At 69.7% G+C, this 21,329-nt stretch carries 21 protein-coding genes; 14 read left to right on the top strand and 7 right to left on the bottom strand.

The genetic code is table 11. From position 1 onward, the window contains the following. Positions 1-10 precede the first annotated feature (10 nt). A complete protein-coding gene (locus Q7X29_RS27450) occupies positions 11-178 on the top strand; it encodes a hypothetical protein (protein ID WP_218717638.1) in 168 nt (55 codons plus the stop codon). A gap of 33 nt (positions 179-211) precedes the next feature. On the opposite strand, the gene Q7X29_RS27455 is transcribed toward Q7X29_RS27450, so the two are convergent. Continuing rightward, a complete protein-coding gene (locus tag Q7X29_RS27455) occupies positions 212-1,171 on the bottom strand; it encodes a DUF5996 family protein (protein ID WP_316575811.1) in 960 nt (319 codons plus the stop codon). A gap of 225 nt (positions 1,172-1,396) precedes the next feature. On the opposite strand from Q7X29_RS27455, the gene Q7X29_RS27460 reads away from it, so the two are divergent. From Q7X29_RS27460 to Q7X29_RS27505, 10 genes are all read left to right on the top strand, one after another. Beyond that, the gene (locus Q7X29_RS27460; RefSeq protein ID WP_316575812.1) at positions 1,397-2,383 is read left to right on the top strand and encodes an AurF N-oxygenase family protein; all 987 of its coding nucleotides are present in this window, start codon (positions 1,397-1,399) and stop codon (positions 2,381-2,383) included. Continuing rightward, complete coding sequence (locus Q7X29_RS27465) at positions 2,380-2,784, top strand: type II toxin-antitoxin system Phd/YefM family antitoxin (RefSeq protein WP_218720979.1); 405 nt, start codon at positions 2,380-2,382, stop codon at positions 2,782-2,784. The genes Q7X29_RS27460 and Q7X29_RS27465 overlap by 4 nt, the downstream gene beginning before the upstream one ends. Further along, entirely contained in the window at positions 2,781-3,158 is a 378-nt protein-coding gene (locus Q7X29_RS27470) for a PIN domain-containing protein (RefSeq protein WP_218720980.1), read from the top strand. Before Q7X29_RS27465 ends, Q7X29_RS27470 begins: the two co-directional genes overlap by 4 nt. Before the next feature lie 102 nt (positions 3,159-3,260). Continuing rightward, complete coding sequence (locus Q7X29_RS27475; RefSeq protein ID WP_218720981.1) at positions 3,261-3,896, top strand: hypothetical protein; 636 nt, start codon at positions 3,261-3,263, stop codon at positions 3,894-3,896. A gap of 104 nt (positions 3,897-4,000) precedes the next feature. After that, positions 4,001-4,492 carry an ArsR/SmtB family transcription factor gene (locus Q7X29_RS27480; RefSeq protein ID WP_218720982.1) on the top strand — a complete coding sequence of 164 codons (492 nt, stop codon included), beginning with the start codon at positions 4,001-4,003 and terminating at the stop codon, positions 4,490-4,492. A gap of 98 nt (positions 4,493-4,590) precedes the next feature. Further along, the gene (locus Q7X29_RS27485) at positions 4,591-6,216 is read left to right on the top strand and encodes an acyl-CoA synthetase (RefSeq protein WP_316575813.1); all 1,626 of its coding nucleotides are present in this window, start codon (positions 4,591-4,593) and stop codon (positions 6,214-6,216) included. Between the two features lie 133 nt (positions 6,217-6,349). After that, complete coding sequence (locus Q7X29_RS27490) at positions 6,350-8,008, top strand: acyl-CoA synthetase (protein WP_218720984.1); 1,659 nt, start codon at positions 6,350-6,352, stop codon at positions 8,006-8,008. Positions 8,009-8,063: 55 nt separating this feature from the next. Beyond that, positions 8,064-8,624, top strand: coding sequence for a hypothetical protein (locus tag Q7X29_RS27495; protein ID WP_218720985.1), 561 nt, complete (start codon positions 8,064-8,066; stop codon positions 8,622-8,624). A gap of 87 nt (positions 8,625-8,711) precedes the next feature. After that, entirely contained in the window at positions 8,712-10,184 is a 1,473-nt protein-coding gene (locus Q7X29_RS27500) for a PepSY-associated TM helix domain-containing protein (protein ID WP_316575814.1), read from the top strand. Positions 10,185-10,304: 120 nt separating this feature from the next. After that, the gene (locus Q7X29_RS27505; protein WP_316575815.1) at positions 10,305-11,003 is read left to right on the top strand and encodes a hypothetical protein; all 699 of its coding nucleotides are present in this window, start codon (positions 10,305-10,307) and stop codon (positions 11,001-11,003) included. Positions 11,004-11,065: 62 nt separating this feature from the next. Here the strand turns inward: Q7X29_RS27505 and Q7X29_RS27510 are convergent, their stop codons facing one another. Beyond that, positions 11,066-11,656: a TetR/AcrR family transcriptional regulator gene (locus tag Q7X29_RS27510; protein ID WP_316575816.1), complete on the bottom strand. Its 591-nt coding sequence runs from the start codon at positions 11,654-11,656 to the stop codon at positions 11,066-11,068. A gap of 159 nt (positions 11,657-11,815) precedes the next feature. Here Q7X29_RS27510 and Q7X29_RS27515 point away from each other — a divergent pair, with 159 nt between their 5' ends. Beyond that, a complete protein-coding gene (locus tag Q7X29_RS27515; protein ID WP_218720988.1) occupies positions 11,816-12,304 on the top strand; it encodes a DUF420 domain-containing protein in 489 nt (162 codons plus the stop codon). Positions 12,305-12,391: 87 nt separating this feature from the next. After that, entirely contained in the window at positions 12,392-13,972 is a 1,581-nt protein-coding gene (locus tag Q7X29_RS27520; protein WP_316575817.1) for an alkaline phosphatase D family protein, read from the top strand. A gap of 54 nt (positions 13,973-14,026) precedes the next feature. Here Q7X29_RS27520 and Q7X29_RS27525 read toward each other — a convergent pair whose 3' ends face one another. The 4 genes from Q7X29_RS27525 to galK form a co-directional block, all read right to left on the bottom strand. Continuing rightward, complete coding sequence (locus Q7X29_RS27525) at positions 14,027-15,364, bottom strand: family 1 glycosylhydrolase (RefSeq protein WP_316575818.1); 1,338 nt, start codon at positions 15,362-15,364, stop codon at positions 14,027-14,029. A gap of 93 nt (positions 15,365-15,457) precedes the next feature. Further along, on the bottom strand, positions 15,458-15,706 hold the full coding sequence (locus Q7X29_RS27530) for a hypothetical protein (RefSeq protein ID WP_316575819.1): 249 nt from the start codon (positions 15,704-15,706) through the stop codon (positions 15,458-15,460). Between the two features lie 12 nt (positions 15,707-15,718). Further along, positions 15,719-17,437, bottom strand: coding sequence for a sodium:solute symporter family protein (locus tag Q7X29_RS27535; protein ID WP_316575820.1), 1,719 nt, complete (start codon positions 17,435-17,437; stop codon positions 15,719-15,721). A gap of 150 nt (positions 17,438-17,587) precedes the next feature. Continuing rightward, positions 17,588-18,709: a galactokinase gene (galK, locus tag Q7X29_RS27540; RefSeq protein WP_316575821.1), complete on the bottom strand. Its 1,122-nt coding sequence runs from the start codon at positions 18,707-18,709 to the stop codon at positions 17,588-17,590. 220 nt (positions 18,710-18,929) lie between these two features. Between galK and Q7X29_RS27545 the strand changes: the two genes are divergently transcribed. Then, positions 18,930-20,432 carry a GGDEF domain-containing protein gene (locus Q7X29_RS27545; RefSeq protein WP_316575822.1) on the top strand — a complete coding sequence of 501 codons (1,503 nt, stop codon included), beginning with the start codon at positions 18,930-18,932 and terminating at the stop codon, positions 20,430-20,432. Between the two features lie 21 nt (positions 20,433-20,453). Here Q7X29_RS27545 and Q7X29_RS27550 read toward each other — a convergent pair whose 3' ends face one another. Beyond that, entirely contained in the window at positions 20,454-21,218 is a 765-nt protein-coding gene (locus tag Q7X29_RS27550) for a DUF6319 family protein (protein ID WP_316575823.1), read from the bottom strand. Positions 21,219-21,329: the final 111 nt, after the last annotated feature.

Below are 21,329 nucleotides of genomic sequence, written 5' to 3' on the forward strand. Positions count from 1 at the left end.
TTGTCCCGCGGTGAACAATTCACGAGAAGTCCTCGAGCAGGCCTTGTGCGCGCTGCCCCGCGCGGCGGCACGGGAACTCCGCGTTCTCGTCCGCCCGCTCGACGAGCGTTTCCTCTCCCGCACGCACCCCGATCCGACCGCCGCGCCGGATAGTCCCTGGTGGCAGCGGCGCTGCTGAGCCTGCCCCGTCGAGACCCGATCCGCTCCCCGCTCAGAGGGCTGTCTGGTCGTCGAGGTGCAGGCGGCGGTCGAGGCGGTGGGGGTCGACGTCGAGGAGTTTGCGGTCCCAGTGGGCGAGGTCGGCGGCGGCGGCGTAGGTGGTGTCGAGGAAGTGCAGGAGGGTGGCGTCGGGGTCGTCGGACTTGCGGACGACGTCGTACGGGAGGACGAATTCGCCCAGGGTGGAATCCCATTCGGCGCCGTCGGGGCCCGCGGGCTTGGTGGAGTAGCCGTCGGGCGCCGGGTAGGCGTAGGCGTAGAAGGTGCCCTCGGTGCCGCCCGCCCAGAAGCCGGCGCTGGCGCACTCGCGGGAGTAGGCCTCCTCCATGACCCAGTCGGCGCAGTTGGGCGCGCCGCCGGGGTGCGGCGGCGCGGTGCGGCCGGAGAAGCGGGTGCAGGCCAGGTCCAGGGAACCCCAGAACACGTGCACCGGACTGGTTTTCCCGGCGAAGCCGGCGCGCCAGAGCTGGAAGACCCGCTCGGCCTGGACCAGCTGCTGCCAGAACAGGTGCACGGCGTCGCCGTCGTAGGAGTGATGGGTGGTGTCCTCGGCGAACGGGATCGCGGGGTCGACCTCGTTGGGTGAGGCCTCGATGTCGACGACGATGTCGAGCCGGCCGAGGACATGGCCCAGCTCGGCGTAGAAGTCGGCGACGGTGCGCGGGCGCAGCGCGATCATGGCGCGGCGGCCGTCGCTGGTGCGCAGGACGAGTTCGTGGTCGACGAAGTCGAATTCGATGTCGAGCAGGCGGCCGTCGACGGGGATCGCGCCGGTCGCGAGTCCGCGCGCGGAAACCGCGAAGGTGACGTTCCACCAGTGGTTCACCAGCGGCGTGCCCGCCATCTTCAGCTTGCCGATGATCTGGGTCCACATGTGCAGGGTGTCGCGGGTGTCGCTCCAGGAGTCGACCCGCAGGGTCGGCCACACGGCTTTGGCGGGAGTCAGGGTCATCGTCGGTCCTCGCTCTCTCGGTGCCCGACCGGCGCGGGCGCACCGTTCACTGACAGCCAGGGAGCTGGCTGACTGGTCAACCGTCCGACATGTTCTGCGATGCCCCATCGTACGTCGGCGCAGGTAACGGGCACGGAAAGAGCGAATCACGGACCCGCACAGTTGCCTGAGACTCGGAGTCCCATATAAAGTGAGAGCTGGGCCACCCCGAAGGAGACACCGCTGATGCTGTCCACCACGCTCAAGAACACCGCGACCGATCCCGAGTACCACGAGATCCTGCGCAACCTGTCCGACGGTTCGGTGAACCGGCACTTCGACCCGTATGTCGATATCGACTGGGAGTCGCCGGAGTTCGCCGTCCATTCCGACGATCCGCGCTGGATCATGCCCGACGAGGACCCCCTGGGCCGTCACCCCTGGTACAAGGCGCAACCCGTCGACAAGCAGATCGCGATGGGGATGTGGCGGCAGGCCGGGATCGCCAAGGTCGGCCTGGACTTCGAGCAGCTGCTGATCCGCGGGCTGATGCAGTACCTGATCTCGGTGCCCAACGGTGACCCGGAGTTCCGGTACGTCACCCACGAGGCGGCCGAAGAGTGCAACCACACGATGATGTTCCAGGAGATGATCAACCGCATCGGCTACCGCGATGTGGTCGGCATGGGCACCATCGACCGCAAGCTGACGATGATCATCTGGCCCGCGGTGAAGTACTTCCCCGAGCTGTTCTTCACCATGATCCTCGGCGGCGAGGAGCCGATCGATCACCTGCAGAAGTCGCTGCTGCGCGCCGGGGTCGACCTGCATCCGATGGTGCAGCGGGTGATGCAGATCCACGTCGCCGAAGAGGCGCGCCACATCTCGTTCGCGCACGAGTACCTGCGCCGCAATGTGCCGGGGATGAACCCGATCACCAAAACCGCGCTGTCGGTGCTGTTCCCGATCGCGATGCGGATCATGCTGGACATGATCATGACGCCGCCGAAGGAGTTCGTCGACAAGTTCGACATCCCCGCCGAGGTCATGCGCGAGGCGTACTGGGGCGGCGAGGAATCGCAGGTCACGATGCGCAACATCTTCGGCGACGTGCGCGCGCTGGCCACCAACAGCGGACTGATGAACCCGGTGGCCAAGCTCGCCTGGCGCCTGCTCGGCATCGACGGCCCGGTCACCAGGTACCGCAGCGAGCCCGCACGCAAGGTCGCTTGAGCGAGATCGGCCCGCCGCGTACCGGCGGGCCGACGGCGTCCCCGCCGTCGGACGTCACCACTGTACACAGCGATGTACAGTGGGATATGGCCGATTACGAAACTGTGCCGTTGACCGAATTGCGGGGGCAGCTCGGTAGTGTTTTCGACGGGGTGTCCGCCAGCGGACGACCGGTGATCGTGACGCGGGAGGGGAAAGAATTGGTCGCGGTGGTTCCTGCCGAAGTGTTGCGCCACGGGGCCCTGCCCCCCGCGTACTTCAACGACGACCTGCGCGAGCAGATCCTGGGCGGCCTCGACGACCGCATCCAGCAGCACTCCGCCGCCGACATCGCCGACGCGCAGGCCAAACTCGACGTACTCATGAGCGCACTGGACGGCACCGGCGCGGGCCTGCGGTGAGCGTCGCCGACCACACCGCCCTCACCTCGCTCGCCCTGTCCCCGCTGTTCGGGCAGGTCATCATGCGCCAGTTCACCCAGCAGCGCCGGATCATGGTGGTCCCGGCGGTGAGCCTGATGGCCGCCATGCGCGCCGTCGACAATATCGACGAACTCGGTCGCCTGCTCGACAATCGGGTCGCCGTGCGCTGGGCCGAACTGGACGCGGCCACCGCGATCCGCATCGGCACCACCGTCCCGATGGCCGACGACCACACCGAATGGCCGCTGGTCGCGCCCGTCGTCTTCACCGCGCAGAACCTCGATATGCCGGTGCTGACCGCCAAACCGGAGCTGTATCGCGGCTACAAGGTGCAGGTCGCCCCGATGCCGTGAGGCCGGGCCAGTGACCGCGGCCACAGTGCGCGTCGGTTACGGTGCACGAGCGAACGATCCACCAGGGAAAGCAGTACCAGGAACACTCGAGGAGAGCTGGTTATGCATCAACTGAGTTTCATGCGTCGCTTCACCACCGCGGTCGCCGCCACTTCGGCCGCCGTCGCCGTCGTCTTCGCCGCCCCCGCCTCCGCCGACCCCGCCCCGCAGGCCACGGTCGACGTGGCCGCGGCCGTCGCGCAGCTGCGCACCACGGTCGCGGGCAACCCGGGCGCGCTCGCCGCCCTGGACAAGCTGGTCGACAAGGGCACCGTCGACGTCGCGCTGCCCGCGCAGCCCTTCCAGATCCCCGCGACCTCCGACATCGGCCAGAACGGCGGTGGCCCCGGCGTATACGGCTCGGGCATCGCCCTCGACATCGACGGCTTCCGGATGGGCTTCTTCGGCGGGCCCGGCACCATCTCCCCCAATCAGGGTGGCGCGAAGCTCGAGGTCATGTGGCTGAACCTGTCCAACGGCCAGAGCGGCACCGCGGTGCTGACCGAGCACCAGGACGTGCCGGTCGACACCACGATCCGCACCGCTCCGCTGAACACCGGCGGCGGGCTCGTCGTGGCCGCGGTGTACGGCAACCTGTGGCACCGCTGGTCGGTGCCGGTCGACGAGGCGCACCCGGACGGCTACGCCTACCAGCTGGGCACCATCCAGCAGCCGACCTTCGGCGCGGTCACCCGGTAGTCCACTCCCGCACGCACCCCGGAATCGCCACGTTTCCGGGGTGCGTGCACGGTCGGCGGGCAGCATTGCCGCGCAACAGGTCCGGTGTGGCGTAGGTTTGCCGCGTGGATCTGGTCGACCGACTCGAAGAACTGGAACGACGGGTAGCCGCCCTGGAGCAGTCCGGCGGCGGTGACCCGCAACTGCCGTGGGCGGTCGCGCGCCTGCGGCAGGAGTTCGACGCCGCCGGCGTACGCAACGGCGGCGTCCTCCTGGCGGGCGCGCTGCAATTGCCGACCGGCGAGCGGCTGGACTGGCAGGCACAGTTCGCCACCGATGCCATCGTGGGTGACGTGTGGACCATCGAGGCCGCCAATTGCCTCGCGGTCCTGGCCAATCCGGTACGCCTGCGGCTGCTGCGCGAGATCGTCTACGGTCGCCGCACCGCGGCCGACCTGGCCGCCATCGAGGAACTGGGCACCTCGGCCGAGATCTACCAGCACCTGCGCCAGTTGGCCGCGGTCGGCTGGCTGCAGACCGCCGGGCTCGGCCGGTTCGAGGTACCGGAGGGCAGGCTCGTCCCGTTGCTCGCGGCGCTGGCCAGCGCGCAACGCTGATTGATAAATGTCCTAATTGTCCGGTTGGAATACTGTGATGCAGGGCACATCGACTGCTACCGTGAGCATCCAGGGATCGATGCTGTGGAGGTAGCCGAGTGAACGTGACCCATCTGCTCGAAAGCGTGAAGGCGCTCGGGGTGCTGCGTTCGCGCGGCGTCTCCGACCCGACCAAACCGCTCGAGACCTTGCGGACCATGAAGGAATCCAAGATCTACGGCCCCCAGGCCACCTTGGTCCGGCACTCCGCCCGCGTCGCGCCCGAGCAGGTCGCGCTGGCCGACGAGCGGGGCGAGCTCACCTACCGTGAGCTCGACGAGCAGTCCACGGCGATCGCCCGCGGCCTGCACGACGCCGGCATCAAGCAGGGCATGGTGATCGCGGTGCTGGCGCGCGATCATCGCGGGCTGCTCATGTCGATGATCGCGGCGGGCAAGCTGGGCGCGCGCATCGCGCTGATGAACACCGGCTTCGCCAAGCCGCAGTTCGCCGAGGTGTGCGAGCGCGAGCAGGTCCGCGCCGTGCTGCACGACAGCGAGTTCATCGGACTGCTCGACGCACTGCCCGCCGAGCTGCCGCGCTTCCTCACCTGGGTCGACGAGGGCGCCGAACTGCCCGCGGGCGCGACGACCTTCGACGACCTCATCGCCGGCAACTCCACCGAGCCGCTGCCCCCGCCGAGCAAGCCGGGCGGGTTCATCATCCTCACCAGCGGCACGACCGGCCTGCCCAAGGGCGCGCCGCGCACCAAGGTCACCCCGATGGCGACCGCGCAGTTCGTCGACCGGGTGCCCTTCCCCAAGCGCGGCACCATGATGATCGTCTCGCCGATCTTCCACAGCACGGGTCTGGGCACCTGGCTGGTCGGCACCATCCTGTCGAACAAGATCGTGGTGCGCCGCCGCTTCGACGCCGAGGCCACCCTGGCCGCGATCGCCGAGCACAAGGTGGAGATGCTGGTCGCGGTGCCGACCATGCTGCACCGGCTGACCGAGCTGCCCGCCGAGGTCAGGGCGAAGTACGACCTGTCCTCGCTGAAGGTGATCCTGTTCGCCGGGTCCGCGCTCTCCCCCGAGCTGTGCATCAAGGCCACCGAGGCGTTCGGACCGGTGCTCTACAACCTCTACGGCTCGACCGAGGTGGCCATCGCGACCATCGCCACCCCGGCCGAGCTCGCCGAGGCGCCGGGCACCTGTGGGCGCTCCCCGATCACCTGCGAGGTCCGCCTCTACGACGAGAACGACCAGCGAGTCGAGACGCCGGAGACCACGGGCCGGATCTTCGTGCGCAGCGGCGCGCCCTTCGAGGGCTACACCGACGGCCGGAACAAGCAGATCATCGACGGTTTCATGTCCAGCGGCGACCTCGGGCACTTCACCGCCAGCGGCCTGCTCATGGTCGACGGCCGCGACGACGACATGATCGTCTCCGGCGGCGAGAACGTCTTCCCACAGGAGGTGGAGAACCTGCTGGTGGAGCGCGTCGACGTGTTCGACGTCGCGGTGGTCGGCGTGGACGACGTCGAATTCGGCAAGCGACTGCGCGCCTTCGTGGTGCTCGAAGAGGGCCACAACACCGGCGCCGCCGAGATCCAGGCGCACGTCAAGGAGAATCTGGCCCGCTACAAGGTGCCGCGCGAAGTGGTCTTCGTCGACGAACTCCCCCGGAACGCGACCGGCAAGATCCTGCGCCGTGTCCTCATCGATTATGAGGTGTCACAGTGAGGTCGGCGGACTGAGAGACAGAGCACAACCGGACCGCGTTGCTTGCTATTGTTAGCACCAGCACTGGATCTCGATGACGCGGTCCGGCCCCACGGGGGTTCGTCGTGGGATCGGTCTGCCGGAAGGCTGTTCGATGTCTCTGTCTCTGCCCGCGCTCGGCGGAACCGCCCGGCGCGCCGGTGATTTCGCGCTCGGCGTCAAAGTGATGATGGATCGCAAGCTGTTCAATCCGCTGCGCCTGGATCACGCCGCCCGCTCGTTCTTCAACGTCTCCAAGTTCGGCCCGTTCGCCGGTGTGGTCATGCACGCCGCCCAGACCAGGCCGGACGCGGGCGCCATCGTCGACGAGCGCGGCGAACTCACCTTCGGGATGCTCGACGAGCAGTCCAACGCGCTGGCCCGCGGCCTGCGGGCGAGCGGCATCGCCGAGGGCGACGTGATCGCCGTGCTGGCCCGCGATCATCGCGGCATGGTGCTCAGCCTGCTCGCCGCGGGCAAGCTCGGCGTGCGCGCGGTGCTGATGAACACCGGCTTCGCCAAGCCACAGTTCGCCGACGTGGCCGCGCGCGAGAAGGTCAAGGCGGTGCTGCACGACAGCGAGTTCGTCGACCTGATGAGCGCCATCCCCGCCGACATCCCGCGCGTGCTCACCTGGGTCGACGAGGCGCACGGCGTCGACCCGGCGATCCCGACCGTCGAGTCGGTCTCGGCAGGCCGTTCGGTGTCGCCGCTGACCCCGCCGAGCAAGCCGGGCGGCATGGTCATCCTGACCAGCGGCACCACCGGAACCCCGAAGGGCGCCCCGCGCGACAAGGTGAGCCCGTTCGCCTCCGCCCAGTTCATCGACCGGGTGCCGCTGCCCAACAACGGCACCATGATCATGGCGGCGCCGATCTTCCACGGCACCGGGCTGTCGCAGTTCACCCTCGGCCTGGCGCTGGGCAACCGGGTGATCTTCCAGCAGCGCCGGTTCGATCCGGAGAAGACGCTGGCCAATATCGTGAAGTACCAGGCGGATTCGCTGATCGTGGTGCCGACCATGCTGCAGCGCATCCTCGATCTGGACGAGCAGATCCTGGCGAAGTACGACCCGAAGACGATCAAGGTCATCTTCGCGGCCGGCTCGGCCATCGCGCCCGACGTGGTGACCCGCACGCTGGACTACTTCAACGACAGCCTCTACAACCTCTACGGCTCCACCGAGTGCGCGGTGATGACGGTGGCGACCCCCGAGGACCTGCGCAAGGCGCCGACCACCGCGGGCAAGGCCCCGGTCGGCATCCGGATCGTGCTGCTCGACGAGAACCGCAAGCCGATCACGGCGCCGAACGTCACCGGAACCATCTTCGTGGACAACGGTTTCGCCTTCACCGGCTACACCGACGGCCGCACCAAGGAGATCGTCGACGGGATGATGTCCAGCGGTGACGTCGGCCATTTCGATGCCGACGGGCTGCTCTACATCGACGGCCGCGACGACGACATGATCGTCTCCGGCGGCGAGAACGTCTTCCCGCTCGAGGTGGAGAACCTCATTGCAGGCCGGGCGGACGTGTTCGAGGCGGCCGTGGTCGGCGTCGACGACCGCGACTACGGCAAGCGGCTGCGCGCGATCGTCGTCCCCGGCCCGGAGTCGGCGCGCGACGCGCAGGAGATCAAGGACTACGTCCGCGAGAACCTGGCCCGCTACAAGGTCCCGCGCGAGGTCATCTTCGTCGACGAGTTGCCCCGCAACGCCACCGGCAAGCTGCTGCGCAAGCCGCTGATCGAGATGGACGCCGAACAGGCGTGAGTCCGGCCGTGCGATGGCGGTCGGTCGGCCCATACCGGTCGACTATCATCAGCGCGTGATCATCGAGTTCGCGCGGACCGCCGCGCCGTCGCGTGCCGTCGGCGCGCGGCTGCGCGGCGCCTGCGCGGGCTCGATGTCGGGAGCGTTGTCGCTGGCCGCCCACGGGCTGGCCTCGGGCGGCGCGCTGCCGGGCAGCACCACCGTCGTGCTGCTGGCGGCGGTCTCGGCCGTGGTCGGCGCGGTGGTCGCAGGCATCGGCCCGCTCCGGGACGGCGCGGTCGGGCTGGCCGCGGTGCTGCTGGGCGGTCAGCTGCTCGGCCACACGACCATGAGCTGGTCCGGGCACGCCCACCACGGCGACGACACACTCGGCCTGGGCATGCTCACCGCGCACGCCGTCGCCGCCGTCCTCGCCGCCGCGATCATCCTCGGCGCCGAGGCCGCCTACCGGATCGGCAGCGCCGTGCTGGCGCGGATCCTGCCGCTGTGCTACCGCGCACCCCGCATTCCCGACCCGGCGCCGCTGCGCCTGGTCCACCGTGACCGCGTCATCCTGCGGATCTTCGCCGCGCGCTCACTGCGCACCCGCGCTCCGCCGCTCGCGATTCCTTTCTGAGCCTTCCTCCACCCGGTGCACGAGCGATTTCGCCGTGCGCTCTTCGCGCGTGCGCACCGGGTTTCCGCACTCCAGAAATGAATCACCATGAGCATCACGGACACCCGTCCGGCCGAGGAGCAGCCCACCTCGTCACCACCGGCTTCCGCTGGACGGCCCCGCTCCGGCACCCGCCGGGGCGCGCGCCTCTATCCCCTGGCCCTGCGCCTGCACTTCTACGCGGGGATCTTCGTCGCCCCGTTCATCCTGATCGCCGCGCTCACCGGCGCGCTGTACGCGATCGCGCCGACCATCGAGGGGATCGTCTCCCGCGATCTGCTCCAGGTCGACACCTCCGGCCCCGACCAGGCCCTCTCGGCGCAGGTCGGCGCGGCGGTCGCGGCCCGGCCCGACCTGACCCTCGTCGCCGTCGCGCCCGCGCCGGGCGACGGCGAGTCCACCCGGGTGCTGTTCAACGACCCGACCCTCGGTGATTCCGAGCGGCTCGCGGTGTTCGTCGACCCGCATACCGCGCGGCCGGTCGGCGAGGCCGTGGTCTACGGCAGCGCAGGCGCACTGCCGTTGCGGAGCTGGCTCAGCGAGTTCCATCGCAGCCTGCACCTGGGTGAGCCCGGCCGGCTCTACAGCGAGCTGGCGGCGTCGTGGCTGTGGGTGATCGCCCTGTTCGGCCTCGTGCTGTGGGTGCATCGGGTGCGCAAGCGCCGGGCCAAGCGCTCGGCGCGGTGGCTGCTGGCGCCGGATCTGTCCGAGCCAAGGCGGCGCAAGCTGAACTGGCACGGCGCGATCGGCTTCTGGATCCTGCCGGTGGTGCTGCTGCTCTCGGCGACCGGCATGACCTGGTCGACGTATGCCGGCGACAATGTCACGAAGCTGCGCGAGGAACTGAGCTGGACCACCCCCGCGGTGAACGTGAAGCTGCCCGGCGCCGTCGGTCCCGCGCAGTCCCCTGGCGGCGATCACCACAGCGCCGGCCACACCGCGCCCGCCCCGGTCGACCCGGCCGCCCGGATCGCCCAGCTCGACAGTGTGTGGGCGATCGCGCGGGCCAACGGCATCACCCAGGCCGCCGAGATCGCGATCCCGGCCACGCCGGAGAAGGCCTTCGGCGTCAAGGAGCTGCGCAAGTCCGGCACCTACACCATCGACTCCGTCGCGATCGACGGCGCGACGGGCACGGTCACCGACCGGCTCGCCTTCGCCGACTGGCCGCTGATGGCCAAGCTGACCAACTGGGGCATCGCCTTCCACATGGGTCTGTTGTTCGGCATCGCCAATCAGCTGCTCTTGCTCGCGGTGGCGCTCGGCCTGTGCGCGCTGATCGTGCTCGGCTACCTGATGTGGTGGCAGCGGCGCCCGACCAAGGCGACGGGCAAGTTCGCGGCCGGCGTGCCTCCGCGCCGGGGCGTGCTGCGCCGGACCTCGCTGTGGCTGACCGTCCCGCTGGTCGCCGCGGCGGTCCTGGTCGGCTGGTTCATCCCGCTGATCGGGCTGAGTCTGCTCGGCTTCCTGATCGTGGACGTCGCGCTCGGCCTCGCCGCGCGCGCCCACCCCACGGCCTGACCGCACACCCTCCGATCGCGAGGCGAAAGCTCCTCGCCCCCAAACCTTTCCCGTGCTCGGGTGCCGTCGCGATGACGCGTGCCCGGAGCCGCTCCATTCGATGAAGGATGCACCGATTCCATGAAGACCACCAAGATCGCCCTCGCCGCTGCCGCCCTGCTGACCGCGGGCACCGTCGCCGCGGGCACCGTGCACGCGGCGCCGACCGCGCGGGCTCCGATCGGCTTCACCGCCGAAACGATCGACAGCACCGCGCGGATCACCACCGACGCGGGATCGCTGATCGTCGAGGACGGTGTGTTCGCGGTGCGGGCCGCCGACGGCACCACCGTCGCCACCACTGCCCTGCGGTTCCAGCTCGACGATTTCGAGTTCCCGATCGCCGCCGAGATCACCGGCCGCACCGCCACCCTCACCCCCCAGCTGAGCATGGACAAGGCCGTCTACAAACCGGTCGCACTGCCCTTCGAGGACAAAGCGCCCTGGAAGTCGGAGTACGACCGCGAACAGGCCGCCTGGTCACGCATGACCAGCACCATCTCCCTCGGCGCCGCTGTCGGCACCCTGGTCGGCGGACTCGGCGGCGCCGCCGTCGGCTGCGTGCTCGGCGGGATCGTCGGCGCGACGGTCGCCTCGGCCACCATCGTCGGCCTGTTCGGCCCGTTCCTGCCCGCGGCGGCGGTCGGCTGCCTCGGCGGCATCCTCGCCATCGGCGCCCTCGGCACCGTGGCGGGACAGATCCTGGTGACCGCGCCGGTCGCCCTCGGCGCGGCCATCCAGTACTTCACCACGATCAACCAGCCGTTCCAGGGGAAATGATCCGGCGCTGCTGACCGCAGTGCCCAGTTCGACCCGCGTCGACCGGCTGCGTGCGCAGCCGGTCACGGTGCGGCCGTCGCCTCGCTGACGAGCACGGCGGCGACGCGGCCCGCGTAGTCGATGACGGTGGCCGGGTCGTCGCCCGCGTCGACCCGGCGCACGCACGCGTCGACCAGCGCCTGGAGTGACTCCGTCACCAGGGCGGGATTCGTCACCGCCGCCGCGGACAGTTCCCCGCGCAGGAGGTCGGCCAGTTCGGTGTGCAACGCGATCACCCGGGCCCGCGCGGGCGCCGAGAGGTTCATCCGCGAGAGCGCGGTGCGCCAGGCGTGATCCCCGTCGACGGCCTGCTCGACGTTGACGCGGACGTAGGCCACCACGCCGGCGGCGGGTGTCGGTGCGGCCTCGATCGCGTCGCGGACCGCGCTCGTCCACCGTGGGAAGCCGCGGGTGGCCACCATCTCGATCAGATCGTCGATCGAGTCGACGTAGCGGTAGATGCTGTTGCGGGCGATTCCTGCGCGGGCCGCCACCGCCCCGGCGGTCAGGGTTGTCTCGCTGTCCTGGGCCAGGAGGAACTCGGCGCTGTCGATCAGCGCCGCGAGTACTTGGGCGCGATGCTCGCGGACGCTGTCCGCGTTGATCTTGGGCATGGACCTCGGCTGCTTTCTCTTCCCCGTGTCCGGTTCCAGTTCGGGTACGTGCTAGCGTGCCGTCGAGCTTTTGGAGACACCGTGTCTCCAAGAGCGATTCATGTGCGTCCCGGACCTGGTCGGGCCTGCGCCGCGCACCGACGACACGGAGCTATTGCGATGAACGACCTTAGTGGGATCGACGGCTTCCTCGGCACGAGGGCGTCGATCGCCATGGACATGATGGTGACGTCGATGGTGCTGGTGGTGCTCGCGCTCGGATGGAGTGTGTACCGGGTCAAGGTCGGCAGGCGGTTCCGGCTCCACCGCGGGATCCAGCTCGGACTGGGTGTCGCGCTACTGGTCGCCGTCGTGCTGTTCGAACTGGATGTGCGCTTCAATGGCTGGCAGGAACGCTCCGCGGGAGTCGTGGGCGGCACGGCCTCCACCGCGGTGTGGACGTCGCTGGCGATCCACCTGGTGTTCGCCGTCACCTCGGTACTGCTGTGGCCGGTGGTGATCGTGCGGGCGGTGCGCAATTTCGGCAATCCGCCGCTGCCGGGCGCGCACGCTGCGTGGCACCGCCGGTGGGCCGGGGTCGCGGCGATCGATATGACGCTCACCGCGCTGTCCTGCTGGGTCTTCTACTGGCTCGCTTTCGCCGCCTGATCGGCCGTCTCGTTCGCGTGTCGGGGCCGGGCCGGACAGAATCGGAGGGGAACTCCGCATTCGGTGACGGTGAAAGGACGACAGGCGATGACGCTGTCCCGTCGGCAACTCCTGCGCTTCGGCGTGACCGGTTCGGTCGCGGCCGCGGTCGGCGTGTCGGCGGTGAGCAGCGCCCGCTTCGCCGCGCCGCGCACACTCGGCGAACCGTTCTCCCTCGGTGTCGCTTCCGGGGAGCCGACCGCCGACGGCGTAGTGCTGTGGACGCGGCTCGCACCCGATCCGCTGGCGCCCGACGGGTACGGCGGGATGCCGATCGACCCGGTGACCGTCGACTACGAGGTCGCCGAGGACGAGCGCTTCACCAGGGTGGTGGCCAGGGGCGCGGCGGTGGCCACCCGCGCGCTCGGCCACAGCGTGCATCCCGAGGTCGGCGGGCTGGCGCCGGATCGGTGGTACTTCTATCGATTCCGTGCGGGCTCGGCGATCTCCCCCGTCGGTCGCACCCGCACCGCGCCGGTGGCGGGCAGCCCGACCGCTCGGATGCGCTTCGCCTTCGCCTCGTGCCAGTCCTGGAGCTCCGGCTACTACACCGCCTACGAGCATCTCGGCGCCGAGGATCTGGACCTGGTGGTGCACCTGGGCGACTACATCTACGAGTCGTCCTGGGTGCTCGCGCGGCAGGGCGCGAGCCTGCCGCCCCAGCTGGAGGGCGAGGCGGTGAACCTGACGGGGTACCGCCTCAAGTACGCCCAGGCCAAGACCGAACCGCCGCTGCAACGCGCGCACGCGGCCTTTCCCTGGCTGGTCACCCTCGACGACCACGAACTCGACAACAACTGGGCCGGGGCGCAGCCGGGACTCGGTCTCGACGTGTACCGGCTGCCGCCGCTGTACCGGCGCCGCAAGGCCGCCGCCTTCCAGGCCATGTACGAGCATCAACCCCTGCGCCTGGCCCAGCTGCCCGCCGGGCCGAGCGCGCACCTGCACCGGCGCTACCGTTTCGGCGATCTGGCCGAGTTCACCATGATCGACACCAGGCAGTACCGCTCCCCGCAGGCCTGTGGCGACGGCACCGCGGTCACCGGCTGCGCCGACCGCTTCGCCACCGACCGCACGATCCTCGGTGCGGCGCAACGGGACTGGCTCGTCGACGGCCTGTCCACCTCGCCCACGCGCTGGCAGGTGCTCGGCAACCAGGTCGCGATGGCACAGTCCGACTACGACCCGGGACCGGAGCTGTTGCTGGGCACCGACGCCTGGGACGGCTACATCGCCGACCGCAACACGGTGCTCGGCGCCGCCGCCGCACGCGCCGCGGGCAATCTCGTCGTGATCACCGGCGACCGCCACGAGAACTACGTCGCCGACCTGCGCGGCGACTACGCCGATCCCGAATCACCCGTGGTGGCCACGGAATTCACGGGCACCTCGATCACCACCGGCGGTGACGGCGCCGACTTCCCCGATAGCGGGCGGGCGCTGCTCGCGGCCAATCCGGACATGAAGTTCTACAACCGGCAGCGCGGCTATGCCCGGGTCGAGCTGGATCACCGGCTGTGGCGCACCGACTTCCGGGTGCTGCCCTATGTCACCCGGCCGGGAGCACCGATCAGCACCCGCGCCGGTTTCGTCGTCCAGGACGGTATTCCGGGAGCCGCTCCGGCGTGAGAACGGCGGCAGGTCCTCCTGCGCCGACGTCGGATGCCCGACAGGCCCCGAGACTCACGGCACGGAGACAGGACGCAGGCAGCTCTGCAAGGGAGTGACGATCGAACACAGCGCGGGTCGGCGGGTCGGACGATAGTCCGCCGGGACGCCGTTCGCGGAGGTGATCGCACGCAGGGCGGCCACCGCGTCGGTGGGGCGGCGGGTCAGGCCGGGGTCGGTCACATCGACGGTGTAGAGCCCGAAACGCGGTGCGTAGCTGCCCCATTCGTAGTTGTCGGTGAGGCTCCAGTAGTTGTAGCCGATGACGTCGATGCCGTCGAGCTCGGCACGCTGGAGCCAGTACACGGTGTCGCGCAGATGGTCGGCGCGGGTATAGCCGTCGTGGCGGGGCGCGCCGTGCTCGGTCGGCAGCCCGTTCTCCACCACATAGATCGGCAGGCCGGGGAACTTCTCGGCGTAGGTGCGCAGGTCGTAGTAGATGCCCTCGGGCTCGATCGCGTTCTTCCACAGCTCGTCACCCACCAGCGCGGTGGTCGGCGGATGCTGGAGCGAGACACCGTAATAGAAGTCGATGCCGAGGTAATCGAGCTTGCCCCGCACCCGGTCGACGAACAGCAGATCCGTGAGATTCTGCACGATCGGATACTGCGCGACATTGCTGGTCACCTTCGCGCCCGGCTGCCGCTGGTGGATGTAGTCGTAGATCGCTCCGTGTGCCTGCACCAGCCGGTCGAACATCGGCACGGCGTCGAGCGGTCCGATGTCACCGATCTTGATCGACTGGGCCACGTACCCCATCGGCTCGTTGATGGTCACCCACAGCGGATCGAACGCCGCGTACCGATCGACCACGCGGCGCATATTGGCCAGCCAGTCCGCGACCATGCCCTGGTTCGTCCAGCCGCCCCGGTCGGCCGCCCAGCCGGGGATGACCCAGTGATCGAGGGTGAGCATGGGCCGCATCCCCGCCGCCCGGATCCTCGCCAGGACCGCGTCGTAGAACCGGAAGTCGTCGTCGTTCCAGACATCCGCGCGCGGCTGCACCCGCGCCCACTCGATGCTGAGCCGGAAGACCCGTACCCCCAGCCCGGCCGCCAGTTCGATGTCTTCGGCGTAGCGGGTGTAGAAGTCGACCGAGTCGCCGTACGGATCTCGCGCCTTCCCCGAACCGGCGTAGCGGCTCCAGTTGCTGTCCGGCGCATGACCTTCGGACTGGAACCCGGACATGGACACGCCCCACTGGAAGTCCGCGCCGAGGGCGGGCACACGCGTCGGCGCGGCCGCCGCACTGCCGGTGCCGGACCCGCTGGGCGCCGCGAAGACCGTGCCGCTCCCGCCGAGCACGAGCGCGATCGTCGACAGAATCGTGCACAGGATGCGCGTGCGTCTCATATCGGCAGGATCTCCCCAGGTGGTCGAGCGGTGGTGATGTCAGCAGCCCGGACTTTACTGGTCACATGTCCAATATGTGGCGGATTCCGGGAGCTACTGATCGGGAGTGAAGTCCTCCAGGGTGAGTGGGGACGTCTCGGGCACCCGGACCGGGCGCAGGAACGCCCAGCCGACGAACACGACGGTCACCCCGAGCATGCCAAGACCCGCCCACAGGTTCACGTCGATCCCTCCGGTCTTGGCCTCCTGCGCGGCCGGGTCCTGCACCAGCGAGGTGATCACCAGGACGACGCCGTAGCAACCGAGCAACGCGCCGATGATGGTGCGGATATCGAAAAGCATGGCCCTGTCTCCCTATCCGACGACGATGTTGAGGGCGATCACCAGCACGAGCGCGATCCCGGCGAGCAGTACCGGGCGCTGGTACCAGGGCAGTGAGTCCGCGTCGGGGTCGGTGCGCAGCGCCTTGGGGGTCTCGGAGTAGACCAGGCCGACCAGTTCCGCGGCGGGCTTGGGCCGGGTGACCAGCGTGACCGCGACGCTGACGGTGATATCGACGACGAAGGCGGCGCCCGCGGCGACGAAGCTCGCGCCTTGCCCGGACAGGTTCGTCACCCCGGTCTCGTTGAGCAGGAACACCGATACCGCGGCCAGCGTGCCACTGACCAGGCCGACCCAGCCCGCGGCGGGTGTCATCCGCTTCCACAGCATGCCGAGGATGAAGGTCGCGAACAGCGGCGCGTTGAAGAAGCTGAACAGCGTCTGCAGGTAGTCCATCATGTTGCTGAACCCGCCCGCGATGAACGCGGTGAAGATCGCCGCGACGGTCGCGCCGACCGTCGCCAGCCTGCCGACCTTCAGGTAGTAGCCGTCTGGCCTGCCCTTGCGGACGTACTGCTGCCACAGGTCGAAGCTGAACACGGTGTTGAACGCGGAGACATTGGCCGCCATGCCCGCCATGAACGCCGCGAGCAGACCGGCCAGGCCCACCCCCAGCAGCCCGTTCGGCAGCACCTCTTTCATCAGGAACAGCAGCGCCTGGTTGTAGGTGACGTCGCCCTCGAAATCCGGATTCGCGGTGACCTGCTGCTTGTACTCGATCATCTGCGGCACCAGCACCGCGCTGATCATGCCGGGGATGACCACGATCAGCGGGATGAACATCTTCGGGTAGGCGCCGATGATGGGCGTGCGCCGCGCGGCCGAGATCGAGTGTGTCGCCAGGGCGCGCTGCACCTCGACGAAATTGGTCGTCCAGTAGCCGAAGGAGAGCACGAAGCCCAGGCCGAACACGATGCCCATGATCGAGGCGAAGTCGTCGGTGAACCCGCTCATCGCGTTGCCCGGCCAGGTGCTCAGCTGGGCGGCACCGCCCGGCGAGGCGGTCACCTTGTCCTGCAATCCTTCCCAGCCGCCGACCCGGTGCAGACCGACCAGGGTCAGCGGCAGCAGCGCCGCCACGATGACGAAGAACTGCAGCACCTCGTTGTAGATCGCGGCCGAGAGCCCGCCCAGGGTGACATAGGACAGCACGATCGCCGCCGCCACGATCACCGAGATCCACAGCGGCCAGCCCAGCAGCACATTGACGATGGTGCCGAGCAGGTAGAGGTTCACCCCGGCGATGAGCACCTGGGCCAGCGCGAAACTCAGCGCGTTCACCAGGTGCGCGCCGGTGCCGAAGCGCCTGCGCATGAACTCGGGCACCGAGCGGACCCTGGAGCCGTAGTAGAACGGCATCATCACCACGCCCAGAAAGAGCATGGCGGGCACGGCGCCGATCCAGAAGTAGTTGAACGTCGGGAAGCCGTACTGGGCGCCGTTGGCCGACATGCCCATGATCTCCACCGCGCCCAGATTGGCGGAGATGAAGGCGAGCCCGGTGACCCAGGCCGGCAGCGATCGGCCGGAGAGGAAGAAGTCGACGCTGGAGGACACCCGGCGCCGGGCGATCAGCCCGATGCCGAGCACGAAGACGAAATACAAAGCGACGAGCGCGTAGTCGACGGGAGCGGCGTCCAGACGCAGGGTCGACGACGCGTCGAGCGTGGTGGTGGAAACGGCAAGCGGCACAGCGTGTCCCTCCTGGCCTGGAACCGGGCGGCGCAGGGGCGTCGTTGGCGACGGCGCGGGCCGCGTCGCCCGCCGAACATTCTCGGATGGATTTACTGTGCGCGATGGTGCTGCGCGTCACAGGCCGAATCGGGTTCAGCGAACTTTTGTTCAGGCCACTCGGTGAGCCCCGGCGGCCGGTTCGACGGTGAAGACCCGGGGCGCGGCCAGACCCGCCGTCAGGAAGCGCTGCTCGATCCGCGCGGCCACCCGGTCGCCGTCCGCACGGTCGACCAGCGCCAGCACGCTGCCGCCGAAACCGCCGCCGACCAGCCGCGCGCCGTGCGCGCCCGCCGCCAGGGCCGCGTCGACCGCGAGGTCGAGCGCGGGGGCCGACACCTCGAAATCGTCCCGCAGCGACCGGTGCGACGCGGTGAGCAGTCCACCGATCGTCCGCGGGTCGGCACCCGAACGCAGACGGTCGACGACAGCGAGCACCCGCGCGTTCTCGGTGACCACATGCCTGGCCCGCCGCCGCAGCAGCGGATCGGCGAGCCGGGGCAGGTCGGCCTCGGTGGCATCGCGCAGGGCGCGCACCCCCAGCACGGCGGCGGCCGCCTCGCACTGCGCCCGGCGCTCGGCATACGCGCCGTCGGCCAGGTCGTGCGGATGGCCGGTGTCGGCGACGATCAGTGCCAGCCCCGCCGCCGCGAGATCGAACGGAATCTGCTCCACCGCAGCGGGTTCGGGGCCGTCGGGCGCCGTGAAGGCGCGCACGTCGAGGAACAGCGCGTGACCCGCCGTGCACAGGATCGACGCGGACTGGTCGAGCAGCCCGGTCGGCACCCCGGCGAAACCGTTCTCCGCGGCGCGCGCGATCTCGACGACGGCGCGATCGGCGAGTTCGGGCGCGAACAACTCGCGCAGCGCCACCGTCACCGCGCAGCACAGCGCCGCCGAGGACGACAATCCCGCCCCGATCGGCACCGCGCCGTCGACCTCGAGCCGCACCCCCTCGATCGGATGCCCCCGGCGCGTGAACTCGACCACCACCCCGAGCGGATACCGCGCCCACCCGGGCACCCGATCACGCTGCGCCGCAAGCTCTCGCACCGCGACCACGACGACCTCGCCCGGCCGCTGCGCCGAGGTGAGCCGGACCCGGCCGTCCGCGGTGGGCCCGGCCGCGCAGACCACGCCCAGCGGCAAGGCGATGGGCAGTACGAACCCGTCGTTGTAGTCGGTGTGCTCACCGATGATGTTGACCCGGCCGGGTGCGATCCAGCTGTCCATCTTTCGGCTCCTCTACACTCGTCGACGCTGCGGCGATCCCACCACACACCCTGTCGGCCGGGTGCCGCGCACCGGGTACCGAATCGGTATCCGGCAATGCGCGCAAGGGCACGACAACCGGGTGCCGAACGTGTCATGATCGACTGAGTTGTAAAGGTTTTGAGCGTCTCTTACGTTCGATCGGCGCTCGTCGCGTGCGCAGCAGGATCGAGGGGGGCTGATGACCATCAGCGAGACATGCCGGCGGAACCCGCGCTGGTACGCGATCGTCCTCGGGGCGGCCGGGGCCGCGCTGCTCGCGCCGCTGCTCGGCACGCGGTCACTGTCGTTCCTGCTGCTGGTCGCGATTGTCGCGGGCAGTCTGGCGATGATCGGCTACGGCCTCTACAGTCACCGGCCGGCGCACCGGACGCCCTGGTACCTGCTGGCCACCTCGGTCCCGCTGTTCGCTGCGGGGACCGCGATACGCGAACTCGGTTTGCACAGCGCGTGGCGCCCCGTCGATGATCTGTGCACCGTGGCCGCCTACCTGTGCCTCGGGCTGGCGGCGGTGGGCTGGCTGCAACCGCGCCGCGTGGCGGGCGCCCGCGATCTGTGGCTCGACTCGATGCTGATCGGGCTCAGCGCCCTGCTGGCCTCGTGGACGTTCCTGATCTCGCCGATCCTGCGCCACCCCACCGGTTTCGACACCGTGCTGGCCGCGAGCTACCCGGTGATCGACGCGCTGCTGCTGACCGTGCTCGCGCACTCGCTGGCCACCGTGGTCCGCAGCGAGACCGCGTTGCGGCTGCTGCAGGCCGCGCTGATCGCGGTGCTCGTCGGCGGGCTGCTCGAAAGCCTCACCGCCGCGGGCACCGTCCTCGTCGACAGCGGTTTCGCGCTGGTGCCGCAACAGTGGGCGTACCTGCTGGCGGGGCTGGCCGCGCTGCACCCGACGATGGGCGTGGCGCACGTGGCCGACGACGCGCACCCGCACCGATCGCGCAGACGCGCGGGCGCGATCGCGGTGGCGCTGGTCGCCGCCTCGCTGGTGAGCGTCGTCGGCGCCGACCTCGGCTCGGGCGACCGGGTGGTGATCTGCCTGCTGCTCACCCTGCTGCTGGTCGGGGTGCTGGTGCGCAGCGAACGCGCGATCGCCCGGAGCCTGCGCAGCGAGCGCCGCGCCCAGTACCAGGCCGACCACGATCTGCTCACCGGCCTGTTCAACCGGGGCGCGCTGCTGCGGGCGCCGCACCGGCATCGCCGGGAGTGGGCCGGAAAACCGTTGTGCCTGTTGTTCATCGACCTCGACGGCTTCAAGATGGTCAACGACAGCTACGGGCACGCCGTCGGCGACGAACTGATCGCCGAGGCCGCCGCCCGCATCCGCCGCACCGCCCGGCGCAGCGACGTCACCGCCCGCTACGGCGGTGACGAGTTCGTCGTGCTCGCCGCCCGCAGCCGGGCCGAGGCGGCGGTACTCGCCCAACAGCTGCTCGGCGCGTTCGTGCGGCCGTTCGATCTGAGCTGCGGCGAGATTCCCATCACCGCCAGCATCGGCGTCGCCTGTGTGGCCACCCGGCCGACCGACTCCACGGTCTTCGACCTGATCCGCGCCGCCGACGCCGCGATGTACCACGCCAAGGAATACCGCCTCGGCCTCGCCTTCCACGACAGCCTGCGCCAGAACACCGGGCCCCGGGTCCTGCGCAGTACCGGAAGTCCCACCAGCACAGCGGTATAGCCGTGCGGGTGGGGACGGCGCTCAGTCTCCTAGTTCGGCAAGGAGCCTTTTGGCCGCCTCCAGTTCGGCCTGCAGCTGGGCGACCTTGGCCTGCTGCGCGCCCCGCGCGGCCTCCAGGATCCCGGCCACGACTTCCTCGACCTCCGGGTGCAGGATCTTGGCGGCCTGGGCGACGGCGCCACTGCTCACCGCCAGCCCCTTCACACTGCGCTTCTTGCCGTTGACCACGTCGACGGTCCACTCACCGTCGGACGTGCCGGTGAGGGTGACGGTCACCTCGGGCGCCTTGGGCTTGCGCGCCGCCGTGGTCTTCGCCGCCGGACGCGGTGTCGCCGGCTTGGGCGCGGCGGACTCGTCGGGGACGGGCGCGAGCGACCGAGGAGCGGGCGGCGTCGGTGCGGCGCTCGGCAGGGTCGACGGCTGGGTCACAGTGTGGTCCTTTCGATTGCTCGGCTCGGGGACACTCTCCGGGCGGGTCCGCGAGGATCCGCCCGGCGCTACGGTAGTCGCGCGGGCCGGCTTGGTCAGCGTCACCTCGCTCGGTCCGAACGACAGCACATCTTTGGAACCGGTGGGCTTCACCTGCAGGAAGTCGCCGTCGGCCGGGTCGCCGAGGGCGACGACCTTGCCCGACTTGCCCTCCGCGACGCCGACGGCGGCGGCGGTGAACCACACCATCGGCGGTTTGCCGTCGGCCAGCTCACCCGCGATGCGCGCGAGCTCGGCCTCGGACAGTACCTGCGGGGCGGATCGGCGGGATGCGGACTTGGTGCTCGGCGAGGACATCGTGGACTCCGGAGGTTGGTGCGTTCTACAGCGTGGTGTGCTGGAGATGATGCCGCACGCCACCGACATGTTCCGGGCGAGCCCACCGTCACGGCCCGAAAACCCGTCCGA

The sequence above is a fragment of the Nocardia canadensis genome, from assembly GCF_032656385.1.
GTDB classification, from domain to species: Bacteria; Actinomycetota; Actinomycetes; order Mycobacteriales; family Mycobacteriaceae; genus Nocardia; species Nocardia canadensis.